This window comes from Bacillus sp. FJAT-27251 (assembly GCF_001273925.1).
In the GTDB taxonomy this organism is placed as follows: domain Bacteria; phylum Bacillota; class Bacilli; order Bacillales; family Cytobacillaceae; genus Mesobacillus_B.
The window spans coordinates 2,733,473-2,757,163 of sequence record NZ_LIGG01000001.1; the positions used below are offsets into that span (position 1 = coordinate 2,733,473).

At 42.7% G+C, this 23,691-nt stretch carries 20 protein-coding genes; 16 read left to right on the top strand and 4 right to left on the bottom strand.

What is annotated here, in order from left to right:
- The first annotated feature begins 254 nt into the window (after positions 1-254).
- The 4 genes from ADU22_RS12885 to ADU22_RS12900 are packed head-to-tail and all read left to right on the top strand — an operon-like array spanning position 255 to position 4,348.
- Positions 255-1,826 (top strand): spore germination protein, encoded by a 1,572-nt coding sequence (locus ADU22_RS12885; RefSeq protein WP_053362513.1) that lies wholly within the window; start codon positions 255-257, stop codon positions 1,824-1,826.
- Positions 1,826-3,019: a Ger(x)C family spore germination protein gene (locus ADU22_RS12890; RefSeq protein WP_069187983.1), complete on the top strand. Its 1,194-nt coding sequence runs from the start codon at positions 1,826-1,828 to the stop codon at positions 3,017-3,019. The genes ADU22_RS12885 and ADU22_RS12890 overlap by 1 nt, the downstream gene beginning before the upstream one ends.
- Before the next feature lie 2 nt (positions 3,020-3,021).
- A complete protein-coding gene (locus ADU22_RS12895) occupies positions 3,022-3,237 on the top strand; it encodes a hypothetical protein (RefSeq protein WP_231687954.1) in 216 nt (71 codons plus the stop codon).
- 31 nt (positions 3,238-3,268) lie between these two features.
- Positions 3,269-4,348, top strand: coding sequence for a GerAB/ArcD/ProY family transporter (locus ADU22_RS12900; RefSeq protein WP_053362516.1), 1,080 nt, complete (start codon positions 3,269-3,271; stop codon positions 4,346-4,348).
- A gap of 156 nt (positions 4,349-4,504) precedes the next feature.
- On the opposite strand, the gene ADU22_RS12905 is transcribed toward ADU22_RS12900, so the two are convergent.
- Complete coding sequence (locus tag ADU22_RS12905) at positions 4,505-6,220, bottom strand: sigma-54 interaction domain-containing protein (RefSeq protein ID WP_197280054.1); 1,716 nt, start codon at positions 6,218-6,220, stop codon at positions 4,505-4,507.
- A 356-nt stretch (positions 6,221-6,576) separates the two neighbouring features.
- On the opposite strand from ADU22_RS12905, the gene ADU22_RS12910 reads away from it, so the two are divergent.
- The 5 genes from ADU22_RS12910 (at position 6,577) to hutH (ending at position 13,962) form a co-directional block, all read left to right on the top strand.
- Positions 6,577-8,298: an N-tau-methylurocanate hydratase gene (locus ADU22_RS12910; RefSeq protein WP_053364563.1), complete on the top strand. Its 1,722-nt coding sequence runs from the start codon at positions 6,577-6,579 to the stop codon at positions 8,296-8,298.
- A gap of 170 nt (positions 8,299-8,468) precedes the next feature.
- Positions 8,469-9,719 (top strand): imidazolonepropionase, encoded by a 1,251-nt coding sequence (gene hutI / locus ADU22_RS12915; RefSeq protein WP_053362518.1) that lies wholly within the window; start codon positions 8,469-8,471, stop codon positions 9,717-9,719.
- A gap of 25 nt (positions 9,720-9,744) precedes the next feature.
- Positions 9,745-10,911 (top strand): M20/M25/M40 family metallo-hydrolase, encoded by a 1,167-nt coding sequence (locus ADU22_RS12920; protein WP_053362519.1) that lies wholly within the window; start codon positions 9,745-9,747, stop codon positions 10,909-10,911.
- A 170-nt stretch (positions 10,912-11,081) separates the two neighbouring features.
- A complete protein-coding gene (locus ADU22_RS12925) occupies positions 11,082-12,398 on the top strand; it encodes a Na+/H+ antiporter family protein (protein WP_053362520.1) in 1,317 nt (438 codons plus the stop codon).
- Positions 12,399-12,447: 49 nt separating this feature from the next.
- Positions 12,448-13,962 carry a histidine ammonia-lyase gene (gene hutH / locus ADU22_RS12930; RefSeq protein WP_053362521.1) on the top strand — a complete coding sequence of 505 codons (1,515 nt, stop codon included), beginning with the start codon at positions 12,448-12,450 and terminating at the stop codon, positions 13,960-13,962.
- 144 nt (positions 13,963-14,106) lie between these two features.
- Here the strand turns inward: hutH and ADU22_RS12935 are convergent, their stop codons facing one another.
- Positions 14,107-14,958: a LysR family transcriptional regulator gene (locus tag ADU22_RS12935; RefSeq protein ID WP_053362522.1), complete on the bottom strand. Its 852-nt coding sequence runs from the start codon at positions 14,956-14,958 to the stop codon at positions 14,107-14,109.
- Positions 14,959-15,103: 145 nt separating this feature from the next.
- Here ADU22_RS12935 and ADU22_RS12940 point away from each other — a divergent pair, with 145 nt between their 5' ends.
- The 3 genes from ADU22_RS12940 (at position 15,104) to ADU22_RS12945 (ending at position 17,037) form a co-directional block, all read left to right on the top strand.
- Positions 15,104-16,069, top strand: a complete 966-nt coding sequence (locus ADU22_RS12940) for a DMT family transporter (RefSeq protein WP_053362523.1) — start codon at positions 15,104-15,106, stop codon at positions 16,067-16,069.
- Between the two features lie 224 nt (positions 16,070-16,293).
- Positions 16,294-16,467, top strand: a complete 174-nt coding sequence (locus ADU22_RS24645; protein ID WP_156324347.1) for a hypothetical protein — start codon at positions 16,294-16,296, stop codon at positions 16,465-16,467.
- Between the two features lie 21 nt (positions 16,468-16,488).
- On the top strand, positions 16,489-17,037 hold the full coding sequence (locus tag ADU22_RS12945; protein WP_053362524.1) for a cysteine hydrolase family protein: 549 nt from the start codon (positions 16,489-16,491) through the stop codon (positions 17,035-17,037).
- A gap of 209 nt (positions 17,038-17,246) precedes the next feature.
- On the opposite strand, the gene ADU22_RS12950 is transcribed toward ADU22_RS12945, so the two are convergent.
- Positions 17,247-17,789, bottom strand: coding sequence for a chromate transporter (locus ADU22_RS12950; RefSeq protein ID WP_053362525.1), 543 nt, complete (start codon positions 17,787-17,789; stop codon positions 17,247-17,249).
- 18 nt (positions 17,790-17,807) lie between these two features.
- Complete coding sequence (locus ADU22_RS12955) at positions 17,808-18,440, bottom strand: chromate transporter (RefSeq protein WP_053362526.1); 633 nt, start codon at positions 18,438-18,440, stop codon at positions 17,808-17,810.
- A 242-nt stretch (positions 18,441-18,682) separates the two neighbouring features.
- On the opposite strand from ADU22_RS12955, the gene ADU22_RS12960 reads away from it, so the two are divergent.
- The 4 genes from ADU22_RS12960 to fahA all read left to right on the top strand — a co-directional run bounded on the left by ADU22_RS12960 (position 18,683) and on the right by fahA (position 23,664).
- Entirely contained in the window at positions 18,683-19,570 is an 888-nt protein-coding gene (locus ADU22_RS12960; protein ID WP_053362527.1) for a LysR family transcriptional regulator, read from the top strand.
- Positions 19,571-19,696: 126 nt separating this feature from the next.
- A complete protein-coding gene (locus ADU22_RS12965) occupies positions 19,697-20,884 on the top strand; it encodes an ROK family protein (protein WP_053362528.1) in 1,188 nt (395 codons plus the stop codon).
- A gap of 398 nt (positions 20,885-21,282) precedes the next feature.
- Positions 21,283-22,248, top strand: a complete 966-nt coding sequence (locus tag ADU22_RS12970) for a hypothetical protein (RefSeq protein ID WP_053362529.1) — start codon at positions 21,283-21,285, stop codon at positions 22,246-22,248.
- 114 nt (positions 22,249-22,362) lie between these two features.
- On the top strand, positions 22,363-23,664 hold the full coding sequence (gene fahA / locus ADU22_RS12975; protein WP_082252849.1) for a fumarylacetoacetase: 1,302 nt from the start codon (positions 22,363-22,365) through the stop codon (positions 23,662-23,664).
- The last annotated feature ends 27 nt before the right edge of the window (positions 23,665-23,691 follow it).

Below are 23,691 nucleotides of genomic sequence, written 5' to 3' on the forward strand. Positions count from 1 at the left end.
CTGATTTACTTTCCATTTCGATGCATTTATTTTCCGATTAAACCTATTTACTTTCCAAATTCCCTGATTTACCTTCCAACTTCCACTTCCTGTAAAATCTAAAAGCCCATTGATGTCTCAAACTCTGTCAAATCCGCCACGACTACTTTGTATTTGCTCCGCGAAATCATACCATTATCCAAGATATAGAATTTCAGCATAATTATCACAGAAGTAACCAAAAATAGGCGTAAATCAAATCAAGGGGCCAAGTTATGAAATCTATGTGGGGAAGGAAAGAAAAGGCTGGAATTCCGAATGTCCAATTGGAAGAATCGTTGGACTCCATACCGGAAATTCCACTAAGTCCAATATTAAATAAAAATATAGACATGCTGAAATCCGTCTATAAGGATTGCTTGGATGTGGTATTCCGCGAATTTAGTATTGGCAGCGAGATCGATGCTGTTCTTCTTTACATAGATGGCCTGTCAAATACCGAAGAGGTCGATCAGCACGTGCTTATGCCACTCATCCAACTGGAAAGTCCGGAACACGATTCTTTATTTGCGAGAATAAAAAACGAAATATCTGTTTCTGACGTGAAGGAAATTCAAACGATACCGGATATTTTCAAACAAATTTCCAATGGCAACTCCATCATTTTAATAGAGAACCAGGCAAAGGGACTTTCGATCGGTCTGCCGAAGTGGGAAAAACGCAGCATTACCGAACCTACCGCCGAACCGGTCATTCGTGGTCCCAGAGAAGGATTTATTGAAACAGTACGCGTGAACACCTCCCTTTTACGCAGGAAAATCCGTCACCCATTATTAAAACTAAAACAAATGGATATTGGGAGGTACACGGCAACACATGTCGTCGTGGCGTATATTGAAGGAATTGCTGACCCGACTTTAGTTGAAGAGGTTACCAATCGACTGAAGCGAATTAAGATTGATGGCATTTTGGAAAGCGGATATATTGAGGAGATGATCCAGGACTCCCCATATTCTCCTTTCCCGCAGCTTTTATACACGGAACGTCCAGATGTCGCCGCAGCCAGTCTGCTGGAAGGGCGTGTGGTTATTTTGATTGACGGCACCCCTATAACCCTGGTTGCTCCCTGTACGTTCGCAAGTTTATTGCAGGCACCCGAGGATTACTATAATCAGATTTACCTGAGCACCTTTATTCGCTGGCTGCGCTATCTCTTCTTTCTAATCGCTTTGCTTGCGCCATCAGCGTACGTGGCAATCTTAACCTTTCATCAGGAAATGATTCCGACCTCGCTGCTGTTAACCATTGCTGCAAGTCGTGAACAAATCCCCTTTCCAGCTTTGGTTGAGGCGTTTATCATGGAAATCACTTTTGAGGCGCTGCGCGAAGCAGGTGTAAGACTGCCAAAACAAGTTGGGGCAGCTGTGAGTATTGTCGGCGCGCTCGTGATCGGACAAGCAGCGACAGCAGCAGGATTGGTTTCACAACCGATGGTTATGGTGGTGGCCATTACAGGTATTGCTTCATTCTTATTGCCAAGATATGCAATTGGCATCTCGATTCGAATGCTCCGCTTTCCAATCATGATTTTATCCGGAATGATGGGGCTATTAGGCATCATGGTTGGCATAACCGCCATAGTCGCACACTTGTGCACGCTTAAATCATTTGGTGTTCCTTATCTTAATTCGGCAGCACCGCTAAAGGTTCAAAATTTGAAGGATGTCCTGGTTCGTGCCCCGTGGTGGGCAATGGACACAAGACCAGAATTTTCCGAAGAGACGAACCCAAGCAGTAAATCACGGAACCAAATGCCGAGTCCAAAGAATAATGGCGGTGGAAGCTGATGGGGAGGATTCAGGCTATAACCAGGGCTTCGGCGTTATCCTTTCTGATTTGCCTATCTTCAATGGTACTTACAGGGTGCTGGGATCGAACCGAAGTCAATGACTTGGCTCTTATTTTAGCGGCGGGTATGGATAAAGGGAAGAAAAGCAATGTTGAACTCTCCGTTCTCGTCTTTATTCCGCAGCCGCAAAGTGGACAAGGAGGGTCGGGAATGTCGGGCGGGGGCAGCAGCAGCCAGTCCTTCGTGAGATCAGCTGAGGGAGAAACCGTTGCCGATGCGATGACACAGCTCCAGGAAGCACTGACAAGGGAGATTTTTTGGGGGCAAAACGAAGTACTCCTTATTGGAGAGGAATTAGCCAGGGAAGGAATAAATAGCCAAGTTGATTTTTGGATGCGGCACTCAAAGCCCCGGATACGAGCCGATGTATTTGTATCTAAAGGAAAAGCAAAGGACGTTTTAACAGCTATGCCCGAATTGGAAAGGGACGCCTCAAAGCAACTTCGCAAATTAGTCAAAACACATATTGGTGTCCAGGTAACAGTAAAGGATTTAACGCAAATGCTATCCGGTGATTCAAATGCAGCCGTACTGCCATGGGTTGAAAACCTGCCATCATCACAGATGGACAAAAATAAGGATATTCCCATTATTAACGGGGCTGCTATTTTTAAGCAAGGAAAGATGGTCGGAAAATTAAGTGATAAAGAAACAAGGGGTATTCTTTGGCCAAGGAATGAGATTGAATCCGGCGTGATTACGATTTCTATTGAAGATGAGCCAGGCTTCATTTCCCTGGATTTATTAAGGGACCATAATGAATTGATCCCTTCGATCAAAAACGGCAAATGGAGCATGCACATTAAAACAGAGGCAGACTTTGAAGTGATTGAAAATACGACAAAACAAAACTTATTCACTCCAGATATGATGAAAAAAGCTAAGCAAAAGGTTAAGAGTGAAATTGAACAGAGGGAAAAGTTAGCTTTTGCGATTGTGCAGAAAAAGTTACATGCTGATGTTTTTGGTTTTGCGGTAGAATTCGAGAGGAAATATCCACAAGTTTGGAAACAAAAGAAAGACGAGTGGAATGACATTTTTCCGGAGGTAGCAGTTACCTTCGACACGAAGGTAAAAATCGAAAGAACAGGTCTGGCAACCGGGAAACGCAAACGGGGTGACGAGCGTTGAAGATGCTTGGGATAGTAGGGGTAAGCGTTATACTGGGGCTAATCTTTTTCTTCCAATGGCCAAGATTGGAGAAAAGTGAAAAAAAGATTAAGACGGCTTTCTTTTCGATCATGGTGATTAATTGGGTCCTGGCTGTTTTACTGGTGCTTTTTCCGGAAATGCCAGGTCCCGGGCAAATGATTGATTTCATCTACCAGCCATTTGAGCCATTTTGGTAGTTAAACCCTTTTAGAAAAGGCAGGTACAAACATGATTGAAAAAGGAAGAATTTCCTATTTGGAGCTAGCCTTCATAATGTATGCAACAGTGATTGCGACGGCTGTTCTTTACGTTCCATATGTTACAGCACAGCATGCCCACCGTGATTTGTGGCTTTCTCCGATATGGGGGTCTTTGAGCGGCATTCTAATCGTCGCCATAATTGTCAAACTTTCCAGGCTTTTTCCAGGGAAGACACTTATCCAATACTGTGAGCCTATTCTTGGCCGTACAATTGGTAAGTTGGTGGCGTTCATTTACTTGTTTTTTCTCTTACACAATGCAGCCGTTGCATTCAGAGAGTATGGAGAGTTCATCGAAAGTGCCTTTTTGCATAAAACTCCCATGATCATTGTGACCGGAAGCATTGCCCTAACTTGCGCCATTGCTGTCCATGGAGGGATTGAAACGATTGGACGATGCGCGATGATTTTTTTGCCGATTGTTTTAGCTCTTTATATCCTGATTTATCTGTTTCTTATTCCGGATTTGAATGTGAAAAATATTTTACCGGTTATGTCAGATGGGGTCATGCCCTCTATTAAAGGGTCACTGGCCCCCCACGCCTGGTTAAGCCAATTTTCATTGCTGTCGTTTCTGCTGCCGTTAGTAAGGAAACAGCAAAAGGTGATGAAATGGGGGATGATTTCCGTCGCTGCCAGTGTTTTGACGATGGTTTTCATTAACCTGGGAAACCTATTTTTATTTGGTAAGATGATTGCCAATCTTCACTTCCCGGTGTTTGAAGCGGCAAGATATATTAGCATCGGTTCCTTTTTTGAACATATCGAGTCCATCGTCATCGCCGTGTGGGTTCTTGGCGGCTTCGTTCAACTATCCGCTTTTTTTTATATGCTCGTCCTTGGTACTTCCCAATGGCTGACATTGCCAAGCTATAAACCATTTGTTTTACCAATCGGATTTTTAATCATTCTATTTTCGGTCTGGTCCATCCCCACGTTCGAGGACATGATTCGAGGAATGAGCACAACCATGCCCTTTTATTTCCTAACCGTCCAGCTGATCATCCCCATTTTACTTCTGGGGGTTGCAGTCCTACGCCGGAAATGATGCAGGGGGACGGTTTTCATGCTTCGGTTGGAGCCTAATCCGATGTTGGATTAGGCTTTTTGAGATTTTTCTTCCGCTTAAAGGGCTGATGAGCGCTAACTGCCTGATAGGAAGCAGTAGAACCGTCCCCGTGCTTTCCAATTATGGGCTTGATAGTTAACTTTTTCTTCCCGTAGGGGGCCTTTCGAGACCATGTTTTTTTATGTGGTATTGAAGGCTTTGTCGCGTGATTCCCAGCTTTTTGGCGGCTTGGGAGATATTCCAGTCTGTCTGGTCCAAAGTCTTTTGAATATAATGCTCTTGAGAGGTAGTGAATATTGATTTGAAAGGATTCTTTTTTTTGTCCTCGATCTTTTTCGTATCCGGCAATATTTTTCTTCTGATGTAGGCCGGGAGATGTTCAAGATCCATTTGCTGATCTGACTCACTGGTCCTGATTATTAAATTCTCGATCAAATGCTCAAGTTCACGTGTATTTCCGGGCCACTGATATTGGATCAGTGTTGAAAGCAAGTCCTTGGATAGCTTCGGTATGGCTTTCATATATTTTTTCTGGTATTTTCCAAGGAAGTATTCAATGAAAAAATGAATATCTTCCGTCCGCTCTCTTAAAGGGGTAATATAAAGACTTGTATGAGCAATTCTGTAGAATAAGTCGAGGCGCATTTTTTCTTCGTCAATCAGTTTCACTGGATCCTCGTTTGATGCGCTGATGACAGTGCATTCTACCGGGATTACTTCATTTGCTCCGACCCTGCGGACCAGCCGCTCCTGTAGGACCCTCATTAACTTTGATTGCAAAGTAATTGGCATTGAGTTGATTTCATCGAGAAACAGTGTGCCATCTTTTGCATACTCAAACAGTCCAATTTGATTGGCAGCACCAGTGTACGCCCCTTTGACCGTTCCAAATAAGGTACTTTCCAATAGGGTTTCCGGAATGGCCGCACAGTTAATAGCCACAAAGGGCTTGTTAGCTCGAGGGCTGTGATTATGCATGCTTTGGGCAAACAGTTCTTTCCCTGTCCCTGTTTCGCCAACAATCAGCACATCCGTATTATGGACGGAAATATTTTGTGCTTCACTAATCAGGTTTTTTAGTGCAAGGCTTTTTCCTTTAATATCGTCAAAGGTAAAAGTTGTTCCATTTTTCAGTGTCTGTTTCACCGAATCCCCTTGATTAGAGTGCCTTTTTAACTCAATCGTTTCATGAAGGCGATTTTTGAGATTCGTTTCATTCGTGCTAAGCGAAAAAACTGCGATAGTTTCGCCATCTTTTTGAATGGGATAGGTGCTGTAATTTACATATTTCGGCACTCCATTAACCCTTGAGTGTGCCCGATACCTTGAAAAAATAGGCTTCCCGGTTTTAAAGGTATGCTTATGCTCAGAATATTGCGGATTATAATTATAGGCTGACCATAAATGTTTGCCGATAATTTCTTGCTTGTCCAGCCCCTCCAATTTTTCCTGCGCACTGTTGTATAATCTGATTTTTCCTTCACGGTCACTCATCATTACGCCTTCATTCAGGGATTCCACAATATTTTCAAGACAGTATAATCTCGCTTTCTCGTTTGTTAATAAATTGGTGGTATCTTCAAGGCAAAGAATAAAGTAGTCATTTCCAATTGTCAGTTTCTTGACTTCAACGGAAAGCTTTTTGCCGTTTAATTCAACAGAGTATTTTTCATTCTCCACCAGTTTTTCTTCAATGCATGGGAAAAGCGCTGAAATATGTATTCCTGTTGTTACACTTGACTGTATGTCCATTGTGTTGATGTCATGCCATAAAATCTCGTGTTTTTCATTTAACACGATTACTCCGTCTGTGAAACTTCTAATTAGGGACCCTATCGATGATGCAATCAAATCCATTCCCCCCCTGAAACCATAATAACCTGTCATGAATATAACATCGATTAAGAATATTTTAAATAGTCTGCATGCAAAAATCATCTGCGCCACGAATATTGTAACCGTTTTCATAGTTTTGCAGTGACTTTATGATATGTAGACGAAAAAAGGTGCCAAATCTATCTGCACTTTTCTTTTTCGCTGATTTGCTAATCTGGACAAAAGTAGCTTCGATCCATTTGAAATTCGATGAAAACGGCCGTTTTTTATTAAAAAAAGTCTATTTTATTGAATTTAAGAGACTTGGCACGACAATTGCATTATATAAAGGTGAGTACAACAAAAACTATAAAATCCAAGGAGGAATCGTTATGTCAACACCAGAAATTTTATACTCAGTTAAAGCACAAAGAGGTCCGGAACTTCGCTGTAAAGGCTGGAGACAAGAGGCCATTTTGCGGATGCTTGAAAATAATATGGAAAACGCGGAAAAGCCGGAGGAGCTTGTAATATACGGAGGGATTGGAAAGGCCGCACGTAACTGGGAGTCTTATCATGCTATTGTCAAATCTTTAAAAGAGCTTGAAGATGATGAAACGCTTGTTGTCCAGTCAGGAATGCCTGTTGCCGTCTTCAAAACGCATAAGTATGCCCCCACGGTTGTTATGGCAACGACCAATATTATGAAAGCAGACTGGCCAACATTTTATGACCTTCAGGACAAAAACCTGACGATGTATGCAAACTATACAGCGGCTCCATGGGAATATATCGGTACCCAAGGTGTTATCCAAGGAACGTTTGAGACCTTATCAGCGATTGCCCGCCTTCATTATAATGATTCACTTGTCGGAAAGATCCTTTTAACAGCGGGGGCCGGCGGGATGGGTGGAAACCAGACAAGGGCAATGACGATGCACGGCGGTGTGGCTATTCTATGTGACTCGAATGTTGAGATTATCAAGAGAAGAATTGAAAAAGGATTTATTGATTGCCTGGCTGATTCGTTGGATGAAGCGATTGCAATGGCTAAACAGCATGCCGCTGAAGGAAAGCCGCTTGGTGTTGCGGTTGTCGGAAATGCTGCAGATATTTTTGAAGAAGTCCTTCAAAAAGGATTCTTGCCGGATATGTCAACATCGATGACTCCTGGACATGACCCAATTTCCTATTTGCCATCAGGCTACACTGTTCAAGAGGCGGAAGAGCTTCGTGATACGAATCGCGCCCTTTACCTTGAAAAAGCGCGTGAAACGATGGTTCGCGAGCTAAAAGCGCTAATCAAATTCATGGACCTCGGTGTGCATTCATTTGAATATGGCACAAGCCACCGCAAAGAGTGTATTGATGCTGGGATGGATGAGAAGGAAGCCAAGCGTCTTCCAGGGTTCGTGGCTGAATATATTCGCCCGCTCTTCTGCGAAGGCCGTGGACCATTCCGCTGGATCTGCTTGTCAGGTGAGGCGGAAGACCTAAGAAAAATTGACGATATGATTTTGGAGAAATTCAGTGATGACCTCCTTGTAACTCGCTGGATCAAGCTTGCGAAGGAACATATTCCAATTGAAGCACTGCCTGCCCGCATTTGCTATATGGGCTTTGGACAGCGTAAGGCATTTGCCTTGGAAGTAAATGATATGATCAGGCGCGGTGAGCTTGCCGGTCCGGTTGCCTTCTCTCGTGATAACCTTGATTCCGGTTCCATTGTCAATCCTACCTTTGAATCTGAGAACATGAAGGATGGCGGCGACCTAATTTCTGACTGGCCGGTATTGAACGGGCTCCTGAACGCCGTTGGCATGTGCGACCTTATCGCCCTTCAGGCGAACTATTCTATGGGTGAAGCGGTTCATACTGGGGTGACGATGGTTGCCGATGGTACAGCTGAATCGGATATGAGACTTGAAGTGGCAATGACAGTGGATTCAGGAATCGGTGTTGTCCGCCATGCACAGGCAGGCTATGAAACTGCCAGGGATGTCGCCAATGGAAAAGGTAAACTGACAAATGAAAGCATCAAAATCCCGTTATGGTGGTCACCGAAAGCCACGTTTGGTCCAAAGGATTTAAAACCGGAAAACGTGAAGGCATAAATTTCATCATTGGCAGAGATCCGGGAGGCAGACGGTCTCTGCCATATTATGAATTGCCATCTGGTTCTGCCGGACTGTGCTGACGCTGTTGATCATCACACCACTGGCACTCTCAATCCTGTAGTCTGTCATCCTAGAATTGCGGGTTTTTTGAATGGAGGCATAGCAAAATGACTGAAACGAAATTAAAGACGAAAATGGATTTATTGATTACCAATGCCGAGGAGATAGTCACGTGCAAAGGCGAAGGCATGGATGAAATCGGAGTGCTTAAGAATGCCTGGATTGCCATCAAGGACGGTAAAATTGCCGGAATCGGCTCAGAGGAAGATGTTAAAAACAATTTTGACATAGAGCAATCAACTATAGTTGATGCCTCCGGAAAAGTCGTCGCTCCTGGCTTCGTTGACTCCCACACTCATCTCGTCTTTTATGGGACACGTGTTGAGGAATATGCAGCAAAGGTCGCAGGGAACAGCAAGGAAAGGTTTAAAAAGCTCGGCATCACCACTGGGCCTAACCGGACGGTTGAATTGACGCGTAACACCCCGGAGGAAAAGCTGTTTGAACAGTCAAGAAAGCGCCTGCTGAGGATGCTTGAATATGGGATTACGACTGTTGAAAGCAAGAGCGGGTACGGGCTGACGACAGAAAGCGAAATCAAGATCCTCGAAGTAAGCAGAAGGCTTGGTGAGGAAACACCACTTGATGTTTATAATACATTTTTAGGAGCACACGGTTTTCCGGAAAATATGACAAAAAGGGAGTACCTCGATGTCATCATCAATGAAATGATTCCAAGAGTGGGGGAACAGGGACTTGCGGAATTTTGTGATGTTTGGTGTGATGAGGGCTATTTTACCGCTGAAGAATCGGAATTGATTCTGAAAGCAGGGCTGCGTTACGGAATGAAGCCGAAAATCCATGCAGATGCCTATTCCTATATAGGGGGCTCGGACTTGGCGGCAGAACTGGAAATGGTCTCTGTTGACCATTTGAATTACACTCCTGAAGAAGTAATGGAAAAGCTTGCAAAAGCCCAAGTAACGGGAGTTTTAATGCCGGCACTCGACTTCGCCGTCGGTCATAAGCGGCCTTTTGATGCTAGGAAGATGCTGGATATGGGCATGCAAATTGCACTGGCAACCGATCTTTGTCCGGCATGCTATACAGGCTCAATGCAATTTGTCATCAATCTTGCCTGCAGACTGTATCAATTCTCGGTTGAGGAAGCAATCAAGGCAGCCACTTATGGCGGGGCGAAAGCGCTTGGCCTTGAGGACAGGGGAGTACTTCAGGAAGGGAAGATTGCCGATTTGCAAATTTGGGATGTCCCTACCTATAAGCATATCGCTTACGAGCTTGGGACAAATATAGTAGATACAGTGATTAAAAATGGAAAAGTGGTTGTCCGCCGCTAGGTTCATAGATTGAAAGGAGGTTTTTATGTTGAAAACAAACCAGCTATCCACTGCTGCACAATATGTAAAAGCGGAACGTTTACAGGAGTTATTTTTAGAATTGGCGAAAATTAACGGCCCGAGCACAAAAGAACAACAGGTTGCCGATTATTTAAAAGAAGTGCTTCCGAAGCTCGGCTTTACCCTTGAATTTGATGAAGGGCATAAACAATTTGACGGAGAGGTCGGAAATTTGATTGCCTGGCGTGAAGGGACTGATTCCTCTGTCCCGCCGTTATTTTTCTCGACACATATGGATACGGTGCTGTCAACGGAAGGGTTGAAGCCTGTCATTAAAGATGGTGTTATTCATTCTGATGGAACCACGATTTTAGGCGCTGATGACCGGGCGGCATTGGCCGCCTACCTCGAAGCAATCCAGGCCATTATCGAAAGCGGAATCCCGCATGGCCCCATTGAATTAATCCTGACCGTCAACGAACAAAAAGGGCTAGTTGGCGCAGTCCATATGGACTACAGCAAGGCCAAAAGCAAAATGGGCTATATTTTTGACAGCAGCGGGGATGTCGGACAGATCATCCTTAAGGGCCCTTACAGCAGCCGGATCATGATTGAAGTCGAGGGCAACGCTGCGCATATTGCTCTTAATGCTGAAGAGGGCAATAACGCGATTCTGCTGGCGGCTGAAGGTTTGTCCAAAATGAGGCTTGGCGAAATTGACAAGGAAACAATCGCCAATATTGGGATTATTAATGGGGGAGAGCTTACATCGATCATTCCTGGAAGCGTTACCATCCGAGGGGAAGTACGCAGTTTTTCCAAAGAAAAACTCGACAGGCAGCTAAATCATATGGAAGAAGTGATGCAGCAGGTTGTCGAGAAGAACGGCGGAAAAGTGAATGTGAGCGTCGAGAAAAAATATCTTGGCTTCGAAATCGCCAAGGATGATGTTTTGACGAAAACAGCAGAAGCAGCGGCCCGCAACATTCAAGTGAATCCATATTTAACTGAAACGCTGGGAGGGGCAGACACGAACGTGTTAAATGAAAATGGGCTGACCTGCCTGACGCTTGGGCTGGGGTTCCAGAATATCCATACCTTCAGAGAGTGCATCAGCATTGAAAACCTGGTCAACACAGGGAGACTTACTGCTGCCCTTATTGAACAATGGTATATCAATCATAAAGGATAATGACTAAAGGCAAGGAGCGATAGGGATATCCAAAGCAAATTGACTCGCCCGAAGTCCAAACTACCTCTGATCAAATGTAAACTATGAAACAAAGTTTATTGCCTCCATCCCTTCTGGGGATGGAGGCAGAGATGCAAAATCAATTTGTTCGAATCTTGAGGGGGGTCTATATGTTAGATAATCCTGTACTAATATCTGTTATTGTATTATCGGTCTTAAGTCTTCTGAGAGTACATGTCATTTTTGCTTTGCTTTCTGCTGCCATTATTGCTGGAATAACCGCAAAATTATCGCTGCCAGAAACCATTTCCACTTTTATTGGCGGGATGGGAGGACAGTCGGAAACGGCTTTAAGCTATATTTTACTTGGTATTTTTGCAGCAATGATTGCCTACTCGGGGATTGCGAATATTTTAATCGAAAAATTACTTGCAATGAAAAAGCAAAGCAAAATTGTATTATTGCTGATGATTGCGGGACTTACATGTCTTTCAGGCACTTTGATTCCTGTCCATATTGCTTTTATCCCCATTCTGATTCCGCCTCTTTTGCTTTTCTTTAACTATTTGAAACTGGATCGAAGAGCGGTGGCCTGTGCTCTTACTTTCGGGCTGAAAATGCCGTATATTGTTATCCCGGCTGGGTACGGCCTCATTTTTCACGGGATAATTGCTTCGGAAATGAAAGCGAATGGGATGCCCATTGCCCAGTCACAAATTCCATTAGCGATGATGCTTCCCGCAGCTGGGATGTTCGTCGGTTTGTTCATTGCCGTCTTTTTCACTTATCGTAAAACAAGGGAGTATGAATCCATCGATGCTGAGGTCCTTGCTGAAGTGAGCGCCACCAGTGAAGCGGCTGTAAGAAAGCTGCAAGCAAGAGATTTTATTACCTTGGGAGCGGTAGTTGCTGCATTGGCCACTCAGCTTCTGCTCGGTTCGATGGTATTAGGAGCACTGGCCGGAATTCTGATCATGTTCATTGGCAGGATTGTAACGTTAGCTGAGGGCGAGCAAGTTGTTCAGGACGGTGTCAAACTGATGGGCGCGATTGCTTTTGTTATGCTTATCGCTTCAGGCTATGCAACAGTGCTTAAAGAAACAGGTGCCATCAATGAATTAGTGGAAGCGGTCAACTCGATTGTCGGCGACAGCAAGCTACTTACAGCCATTTTATTATTGCTCATCGGCCTTTTAGTGACAATGGGGATTGGGACATCCTTTGGAACTGTTCCCATCCTGGCGGCTGTGTTCGTCCCTTTATGTATGTTGATCGGCTTTAGTCCGCTGGCTACTGTGGCATTGCTAGGAACGGCAGGTGCCTTGGGGGATGCCGGTTCGCCTGCTTCCGATAGTACTCTCGGACCGACAGCAGGTTTAAATGCGGACGGTAAACATGACCATATTTGGGATACTTGTGTACCGACTTTCATTCACTATAATATTCCTCTATTTGTGTTTGGAGTAATGGCGGCAATGGTTTTATAATGGATTAGACAGAATATTTCCACATGACGATAAAGGGAGATGGCAATAAATGAGCAACCTGGATTTGGTAGAGTTAAAGTTAATAGAATTGGATGGGTTTACACTGGATCGGCATAAAGTGGAAAGTGTCGTCTATGGCAAGGGAAGGGTAGCCATTCCGGAAGAGAACCTCTTACGGGTTCGTGCAAGCCGCAACCGGGTGGAGAAACAAATAAATGACGGGAAAGTCGTCTATGGTGTCAACACTGGCTTTGGAAAGCTAAGTGATATTGAAATTGCAAAAGACGATATTGCAAAATTACAGCTGAATTTATTGCGTGCAGATGCTGTCGGTGTCGGGGAGCCTCTTCCAGTCCCGGTCGTAAGGGCAATGATGACACTAAGGGCTAATTCACTGGCAAAGGGTTTCTCGGGTATAAGAGAAGAAACACTGCAGCTGCTCGTCGATATGATCAATGAAGGAGTTCACCCGGTTGTTCCTTGCAAAGGGTCAGTTGGAGCAAGTGGTGATTTGGCACCGCTTTCACACATCGCGATTGTCCTGGTAGGCGAAGGAAAAGCAGAATACAAGGGAGAGATTCTGCCTGGAGGCGAAGCGTTGAAAAAGGCAGGGCTGAAGCCTGTGGCTTTGGAAGCAAAGGAAGGCTTAGCCTTAATCAATGGAACACAGGCGATGTCCGGAGTCGGGGTGCTGGCCCTTAATGAAGCAGAGCGGGTTGGAATGGCAGCTGATATGGCGGCATGCCTGACTATGGAAGCGCTAAATGGAGTGATTTCCGCCTTTGACAGCGAGCTGTTAGCTGTTCGGCCGCATCCGGAACTGGAATTTGTCGCTTCGAGGATGAGGAAATGGCTGGAAGGAAGCCGGCGGATTACCCGCCAAGGAGAAATCCGCATCCAGGATGCTTATTCCATCCGTTGTATTCCTCAGGTTCATGGCGCATCTTGGCAAGCATTCAATTACGTCGAAGAAAGGCTGAAAGTGGAAATGAATTCAGCCACTGACAATCCAATCGTACTGGAAAGCGGGGAAATCGTCTCCGGGGGGCATTTCCACGGTCAACCTATTGCCTTGTCGATGGACTTTTTGAAAGTGGCAGCTGCGGAATGGGCCAATATATCCGAACGGAGGACAGAAAGACTCGTCAATCCGCAATTAAGTGGATTATCGCCATTCCTTGCTACTGATCCAGGACTGGAATGCGGGCTGATGGTGGCTCAGTATGCAGCTGCATCCCTTGTTTCCGAAAACAAGGTCCTTGCCCATCCTGCCAGTGTCGATTCCATTCCGACTTCGGCAAACCAGGAGGACCATGTCAGCATGGGAACCATCGCCTCACGGCAGGCAAGGGAAATCATCCACAATTCAGCCAGGGTCATTGCCGTAGAAATGATTTGTGCGTCACAGGCGATCTACCTGGAAGGAGCAGAAAAAGAACTGGCACCGGCAACAAGGGGTTACCTCGAGAAAATCCGGGATATTTGTCCGCCATTGGAAAGCGATCGTGCCATTTCCGAGCAAATGGAAGAGCTGGCCCAATTTATTTTGCGAGAAGGAGTATAAGATGCAGGGGGTTTAATATGCTTCATTTTAAGCCTAATCCGTGTTGGATTAGGCTCTTTAAGATCTTCTGTTTAAAAGGCTGATGGTTGCTACCTGTCTGATAGTGAGGCAGAAGAACCGCCCCCGCGCTCTATGCTAAATCCTTTATTTATTCGATTCAATCGTCTCAATAAACTTCTCCATGGTTGCCGTCAGGTACGTATCGGCCCTCCTGATAAACAGGGTGTTGATCGTACTGTACTTCTCCGGAAGGGAATGGCATGTGATGAGTCCGTTTTGTTCCAGATGAACGACAGCCGACCTTGGAACGAAGGTGACACCAAGTCCCATCGTGACACTTTGGAGGATGGTTTCCAATGTACCAAATTCCATCACTCGTTTTGGTGCGATGTTTTCGTCTTTATACCAGGTTTCGAGCCGCGCACGATAACCGCAGCCTTTGCTAAAACATAGGAAGGGCTTCTCTTTCAGCTCTTCGAGGGAGGAGGCGCTTGGGTCTGAAATTAAAACAAGCTCCTCCTGAAACACCTGATGCGCGACAAGATCAGGATGGAAGTCTGATTGTGTCACGAATGCTCCGTCCAATTTATGGTTCAGCACTTCATTTTGGAGGGTTTCGGTTACCCCCGTATACACGGACAAATCGACATTTTGATAGTTTTGTATATAGCTGGACAAAATTTTAGGCAAATGAATGACGGTTTCCACGGTGCCGATTTCCAACTTTCCGGATGGTTCGGTTTGATTTTGGACGGCCTGCTTCATTTCCTCCGTTAACGATAAGATTTTTTGGCTATAGGTTAACAGCTTCTTTCCCTCAGGCGTCAAACTCATCCCTCGGCGATGCCGGTTGAACAGGGGAGTGTTCAGTTCAGTCTCCAGCTTATGGATTCTTGCCGTAAGATTTGATTGTACATAGTTCAGCTGTTTGGCCGCGCCCGTAATGCTTCCCTGCTCCGCAACCGCCTGGAAAATCTCCAGGTCTTTAAATTCCATTCTGGTTCCCTCCCCGTCTACTTTTCTAAAATATATGGTATCACAAAAAGTGATGGATGGTCATCATCATTATTCATTTTACGAGATATCAAAAAGAGGAGATAATGAATGTTACGATCAAAGAGGAAGGCAGGAATGATGGAAGTTGAGTAAAAATGTTTTATTTGGAGCGATTCTATGTTTTATTGCAGCTGTATCATGGGGTGCGATGTTTCCTGTCGCGCATGCCGCGTTTAAGCATATGGATCCCTTTTATTTTACACTGATTCGGTATGGGGCGGTAACGGTCATTTTGGTTGTCCTCCTGCTCTGGAAAGAAGGAAAGCAGGCTTTCCGGATGGAGGGAAAAGGGTTTCACTTATGGTTTTTCGGAACAATGGCCTTCACAGTCTATAACCTGTTGATCTTTTGGGGAGAAGATTTATTAGGGGAGCCAGGGGTCATGGTCGCGTCGATTATGGAGTCCTTGATGCCGATGATCTCGATTGTGATTGTATGGATGTTTTTGCATAGACGTCCCTACACATTCACATTAGTTTGTGTGGTGTTGTCCTTTATCGGTGCCATGTTCGTGATTACAAAGGGGGATATGAAAGCATTTCTAAGTGCGACCGATGATTTCATTCCGACCCTACTCATCTTCATCGCCGTCATTGGCTGGGTAATCTACACCATGGGAGGAAGCAAGTTCCTTGGCTGGTCGGCCCTAAGGTATTCGACATTAACGTGCATCCTTGGCACATTGACATCGCTTGTCGTTGTGATTGGAGCCACTCTGGTTGGCTATATCTCCATTCCAACAGGAGAAGTGATTAAGGCCACAAGCCCACATTTAGTATTTATGATCATTTTCCCCGGCCTGATCGCCTTGCTTGGCTGGAACACCGGGGTAAGCATCCTATCTCCAATCAATTCATTATTGTTTATTAACTTTGTCCCCGTAACGACACTGTTAATTTCGGTTTTTCAAGGGTACCAAATCACCTTGTTTGACCTTGCTGGTACGGTTTTGATTATATTTTCTCTTTTAGCCAATAATCTTTTTGTTCGATTGCAGAAGAGGGAATCAAAACAGCCTGGTCAAACGAAGTGGAAGCAGAGGTTGTCATAATAAAAGCGGGCGTCTTGTCCCTAACATTTTTAAAATGTGGGGGCGAGACGTTTTTTTGTTTTACGGCGATTGGCAAATGAGTTCAAAAATTGTAAAAATGCAGCCTGTCCTCAAGATAAAAACAGTTTTATTTTTTATGGGCTGGTGCAATGGGATGACAAAGTACCTAAGAGGTATTCAAGATAATTGAAATAACTGGTAAAATAATTTTGAATGGGAATTCCATGGCAAAGCAAATTGCTCTTATAACACAAGCAAGCGGCGGATTTGGATTACCAATAGGAATGGAACCTGCTCAATCAGGTTTTCAAGTCACAGCAGGTTTTCAAAATTTGTCATACAAACCATTGACCAATCAAGCAAGAAATATTCTAAAAAAGTGTGATGGGGAAGTATAAAAAAGGAGGAGGGGTTAGCAGATGGATGCAGCTGTACTTGTACTTGATATTCAAAAGGGATTTGTTGGGGTTAATGCGCGAATGCCCATAGCAAAACATCAGGTTGAACCATTGCTGGAAAAAGTGAATCAAATAGTAGAACAAGCTGACAAGCGAGGAATCCCTGTTGTTTATATAGGCAATGAATTTGAACCTAAACAAGTTATTGCCAATTTTTTTACTAAAAAGTCAGCAGTAAAAGGAAGCGAAGGTGCTGAATTAGATGAGAGATTAGTAAGGGTGAATGATATCTATTTCTCAAAAAACAAGTCGAATGCATTAAGTAATTCAGAGCTTGTTTCGTATTTAACTGCTAAAGGAATTGAACATATCGTACTTGTTGGTTTATTTACAGAAGGTTGTGTAGCAGCCACTGCACTCGACTCTATCCGCAGGAGTTTCACTGTTACAGTAGTAAGTGATGCAGTTGCAAGTTCGAATGATTTAAAGAGGGAGAAGTCTTTAAACTATTTAAATTCGAAAGGAATTGGCATTATTAACTCTTCTCATTTATTCGAAAAGCTGGCTTAACCGGCAATTCTAAAACATCCAACACACTTGAGCCAGAGCGATGGTAACGGAAAAGGCTCCAAACCCTGAGGACTTACATTTAAGTAAGGAAGGTTAACAGACTGCAACGGAAGAACAATTTAGAGAGAGCAGAAAACCGATTGTGGTTTCTGCTTTTTCTGTTTGGTATGGATATTATGACTGGGAAAAGGAACCTGTGTCCGTGTCCCTCAAGAATAAAAAGCTACCCCTACAAGTCCGGAGAGAATGATAACATATACTGGGTGCCACCTGTATTTAAGTAGAAGGAGGAGGGATAGGCAGAAGATGAGTAATAAGCTTAGTGTTTGCCAAGTAACATTTACTGTGATTAAGTTGTTTGATAATGCAAAGCTTATTGCCGCGTAAATGATTAAACTCGTAACGATCGGTCTTAACCCATAAAATATGTCTTGAACTTTTTGATGATGTTGGAGTTTACTGAAAAAGGTGGCTACAAGAATGACCAGCAAGATAGCGGGAAGCAAGATTCCGAGGGTTGATGCGATGGCGCCGGGAATTCCTGCTGTCGTATATCCAACCAGAATGGCACTATTGGTTGCAATTGGTCCCGGAGACATCCCGGCAATCGCAATGATATCGGTAAATTGTTGTGCGGTCATCCATCCGTTTTGAGTGGCTTCTGTTTCAATGATTGGAATCATGGCATAGCCACCACCGAATGATACAAAACCAATTATAAAAAACGTCCGAAATAGTTCGAAAAATATCATTCCCCTCAGCCTCCTTTGTTAAATTCCCGTACCCATGTAATAGTCATGATTGTTTTTATAGTCTTCGTTCGGATTCTCCTTCTTTTCCTCTGGTCCGAACTTATTAATAAGCTTTCTTTTCATATTCCTTGAGATGATTCCTGCTATAGCGCCAAGTAAAATTGCAAAAAGTGGATGAATATAGAAGAGTGCAAAAACTCCGGCGATCATGAATACAATGGTTGTTTTATCGATAATGGCTGATTTTATTGTTCTAATGGCCGCATAAACAATGATAGCCACAACTGAAGCTCGAATCGCTAGAAAGGCTGCTTCAATCTTTGGGTTATCATAGATAAAGAGATATAACGCCCCCAATATTAAAACAATTAGGAAGGTTGGGAAAGAAATACCAAGCATTGCTGCAATTGCCCCCTTTATCCCGCCGATTCGTTGTCCTACGAAGGTAGCGGAGTTTATGGCTACTGCTCCTGGTACAGACTGCGATAAAGCAAACACATCAGTTATTTCTTCGCTTTTTAACCATTTTTTCTTTTGTACCACTTCTTCTTCTATTAAAGGGATCATCGCATAGCCCCCGCCAAAAGTAGAAGGGCCGATTTTAAAGAAGGTCCAAAACAGTTGAATAAGGACTTTCCATTGTTTTTTCATTCCCTTGCCCTCCTGTTATTCTTGCTCTTGATCATTTGATTACCTATACTCTAACAAAGGCAAATAGCTTGGTAAATTGCAATAAAATCATTGGGTATAACAAAATGCTATACCAAGTATTTCAATCTGCTTTACTGGAATTATATCGGACATAAAAGGAAATGGAAGGTGAGGTGGAGTCATACTGAATAATGGTATTATAAAAATGTTTATATAAAATTTTATTGCGGGGATGGTTTAAGGTGAATATCGAAAGTTTGAAAATGTTCTGTTTAGTAGTGGATGAGGGAACCATTAGTCAGGCCGCACGTTTAGCTTTTGTATCTCAACCAGCAGTTACAAGGCAAATTCATCAATTGGAAGATTGCTATGGAACCTTATTATTTAATCGTGTGGATGGGAAGTTAAAAGTAACCGAAGCCGGGAAAGCACTTTATCCCTATGCGAAAGCAATGGTCTACGATTTGGCTCTTTCTCTCGAAGCGGTTAAACAGGTCATAGGGGAAACAAATGAGAGCCTGAAAATTGGTGCTTCGCTAACCATTGGCGAATATATTTTGCCTAGCATTTTAGGGAACTTCAAAAAAATTGCTCAAAATACTAGAGTGTCCTTGATGATAAAAAACACTCCCAGTATTTTAGAAGCATTATCCAATGATGAAATTGACTTAGCTTTAGTAGAAGGAGTTGTGGAAACGAATAAAAACGTTCGGGTAGAAAAATTCGCTGAAGATGAATTAGTCCTTGTCCATTCCGTTGATCATCCTTGGAAAGATAAACAGGAAATTGGTCTAGAGGAACTAGTTTCCGAGCGAATGATTTGGCGGGAAACTAATTCTGGTACACGGACAATTGTAGAAAATGTACTAGAAGAAAAAGGCATCCTGCACCGATTGGACAGTTATATGGAGTTAGGAACTACCCAGGCAATTAAAAGTGCGATAGAAGCAGGGCTAGGAATTGGCTTTCTCTCAAAATCAACAGTCCAAAGAGAACTTGAGCTTCAATTTTTAAAGGAAGTAAAGATTAAAGGTTTACAACTTAAAAGGGATTTATGGCTAGTAGAAAAATCGCAGAGGTTTAGCAAAAATAGCGTAATTAGATTCCTTGATTTCATGAAAAGTTTGTAACCAATAGGATTTAAAATATTTTAAAGGAAATCCTGATTTAACAACATTCGATCATTTATTTATATATAATAGGATTATGGAAATTTATATTCAATTTGAATTTAAATGGTTTAGGGAGGTGTTAGCATGTTAAGGCAGCTTTTAATAGATACCACACCAAAAGGTCAAATATTATTAAACATATTTAAATTAGTTCATCAAATGGGGCCGATTTGTAAAGCAGATTTACTGTCGCATACCAGCCTAAAATTAAGCACCTTATCGAGGAATGTTGATGAACTGGTAAGAAGAGGGGTTCTTCGTGAGTCAGGAATAGCAGAGATTGATAGGGGAAGACCACCCGTGTTATACGAAATAGACCGAAAATGCGGCTTCATCATAGGTATAAGTATAACCCGGACAAATACAAGTATAGTTCTTCTGGATCTTCATTATCATCCAGTAGAACATGAATCCTTTGTTATGACATCCCTGCATACTCCCGACTTTGTCTTAAGTAAGATTGAAAATATCATCGAGAATTTTTTAATTAGGAACGGTCTCGAAATAGACCAATTGCTTGGAATCGGAATTGCTTCCGTAGGAAAGCTTGATAAAGAAAATGGGGTAATCGTAAAACATGGAGATTCCTACCTTGATTGGATAGATATACCTGTTGTAGAAAGGCTCAAAAAGAAGTTCGCTGTTAAAATTTTGCTGGAAAACGTTCCTAATGCAGCTCTGTTAGGCGAATATAGGTATTCGAAGCCCCTTGAGAAAAACATTCTTTATTGGATTATAGGCGGTTGGGGAATCGGTTGTGGAATCATGACGGATGGCCAGATTCTTGATAGTAAACAGGTTGATATAGATGGCTATAACCATATGATCATCGATATCAATGGGAGGCAGTGTTCTTGCGGGCGCAAAGGGTGCTTAATTACTTATGCTTCTCCGTACCATATCTTTGAATTGCAAAAAAGGGATTCATCCATAAATTTTAACCCAGACAAACTATCCACAGTTCCGATTCACGATTTGATGGAATTCTTAAAACAAGGAGACCGCTTAACCGATAAAATTGTCATGGAGTCTGCCCATTATTTAGGTGTAGGAATATCTAATATAGCAAATATCTTTCAATCTGAAATGATCATAATAAATGGTCCCCTGCCGGACCAATACCCTAATTTTTTTAATAGAATGCAAGAGACGATTGTAGATAATTTAATCCAGGATAAGAAAATCAAGTTTAGTCAGGGTGCTTTAAAAAAAGATGCAACAGCCATTGGAGCTGCAATGTATATACTGGATTCATATTTATCGAATGATTAATATTTGGCAAAAATTGAGCAGCAGATAAACTTTTTGGGATTCGTTATCAGTTTTTTTAATTTTGTTTAGCAGGTATTAGTAAAGTACCATTGTTGGTTGCAATCATAATTTGTTAACGGATCCTGAAAGAAAAAAGACTTTCCATAGAAATTATCGTTTTTTATCGTAGAAGCTCTATATTTTTTCAGTTTTTTCATATTTTCCAAAATTAATATTAAATGAATTATTGCAAAATTGATAAAAATGTGTATACTCAACTTATATAAGTTCTTTTTTTGTTGATTTTTGTTCAATTTGAACAAAAATGATGAGGTGAACTGGAATCAAAGAACGAAATAGGAGTTTTTATCTTAAAAACGAAAATAAGAACGGGATAAAAGCGTTAGGGGGCGGAAGGCATGAAAAGTAGTCTAAAGGAATTTTTAAATGAATTAATTGATTATGCGGGTCTATTTCCACCCACAAAATTACCCTTAGATAAGGCGGTTTCAAACTATGCGAAATATCAGGGAGATAGCGAAGCATGGATGCTCGGTCCTTTTGTCATTTCAATACCAAATCTCCATGAACTAGATCATTATACCTCCTTGTTTTCAAAAGATGATCCTCTTCGAGTATCAGTTACTGGAAACAGATACCGCAGTGAAGAGGAGGTTTTAAAAGGACTAAATTCTACCTTGAACGAAATTGAAGCTTTTCGGAAAAAACATAGGGAATTAGTTAAAGTTGAGGCTTTAGAAATCCCTTTGCCGCCATTTCCTTTTAGTCAGGAGCTTTTAGAGGAAATAGCTGAAAAAACCTCTGCAAATAACCTTCAAGTGTTTTGTGAAGCCACACAAGAATTGGAAAACCAGGCGTGGGAAGAAATCCTAATGAATACATTGGATGCTATTAAAGTACATAACGCAGGCAGTCAGAATTTGCTCTTATTTAAATTGCGTACTGGGGGCGTTGCCCAAGAAATGATCCCATCACCTAAACAAGTGGCAATTGCATTGGCAGGGTGCCGGGATCGGGTTATCCCAATGAAATTTACTGCTGGTCTTCATCATCCGTTTAGGATGTATCGGACGGAAGTGGGTGCCAGGATGCATGGGTTTGTCAATGTTTTTACCGCTGGAATGTTTGCTAATGTACACCAATTGGATGTAGAAAGAATCACTGAAATACTTTGCGATATGGAGCCAGGGAATTTTTCCTTTAATGAGACAGGCATTACATGGAAGGACTTGGAGATTCGCAAATCTGATATCTCCAAGTTAAGAAAAAATAGGTTCTATTCTTTTGGTTGTTGCAGTTTTGATGTTCCGCGTGATGATTTGCGGGAACTTGGAATTCTTGGTGAGAAGGAAGTTTATCAATAGAAAGGATCATTTGAAATTTTAAGATGCTTTTCAATTTCCCTACTCATTTCTGTAAGCGCCTACACCCCAAAAATAGGTTTGATTAGATAATAAGAATAGATAGGAGCGATTTCATTGTTGCGGTCTTTTATTGAGGTAGATTCCAAATCGCATTTTCCGATTCAAAACTTGCCTTATGGAATCTTTAGAACAAATGAAAATGAATCCCCCAGGGTTGGTGTAGCAATAGGGGAATATATTTTGGATTTAGCGGTACTAGATGAAGCTGGTCATTTTGATGAAACTGCAGTAAAGGATAAAAATATTTTCAAACAAAAGGCATTAAATAAATTTATGGAGCTTGGCAAAGGAGCCTGGAGTGAGGTTCGCCAAGTCATCCAGCATTTATTAAGCGAAAATGTTTCCACTCTGCGAGATGATAGGGACATGCGAAATAAAGCGTTCAAAAAGCAAAAAGAAGCCGAATTGTTTCTGCCTGTAGAAATCGGTGATTATACAGATTTTTATGCATCCAAGGAACATGCCACCAATGTCGGAATCATGTTCCGTGGGAAAGAAAATGCTTTAATGCCCAATTGGACCCATCTTCCGGTAGGGTATCACGGCCGTGCAAGTTCGGTTGTACTTAGTGGGACAGATGTATTCCGGCCCCAAGGTCAGATAAAAAAACCTGATTCTCCTGAACCTGTATTTAGTCCGTCAAAACAGCTGGACTTTGAATTGGAAATGGGTTGCTTGATTGGACCAGGAAATTTACTTGGGGAACCAATCTCTGTCGAGGAGGCGGAAAATCATATTTTTGGTTTGGTATTGGTTAATGATTGGAGTGCAAGAGACATCCAGTCGTGGGAATATCAGCCGCTCGGGCCTTTTTTAGCGAAGAATTTCGCGACTTCGATTTCTCCATGGGTTGTTCCACTTGAAGCTCTAGAGCCATTTCGAGTATCAGGACCAAAGCAAGACCCCGAACCACTGCCGTATCTGCAGTCGAATAAGGCAGGCAGCTTTGATATACAATTGGAGGTTTCCTTAAAAACAAAGAAAATGGAAAATCCCTCAAGAATTGTTTCTAGCAATTACCGTTACCTGTATTGGAGCATGAGCCAACAAATTGCCCACCATACAGTTACAGGGTGCAATCTAAATCCAGGAGACATGCTCGCGACGGGAACTATCAGTGGATCGGATAAACAATCACGAGGAAGTTTACTAGAATTGTCCTGGCGAGGAACTGATCCCGTCCAGCTTGAGAACGGGGAACAGCGTGTGTGGTTGGAAGATGGAGATGAGTTAACAATCACTGGATGGTGCCAAGGCGAAAATTATCGGGTGGGGTTTGGTGAAGTAACAGGAAAAATTTTACCTGCCAAAGATTTGAAGATAAAGGAAGCATTAAAAGCGGCTAAACAAAGCTAATCCATAAATATTTACCTTTTAGGAGGG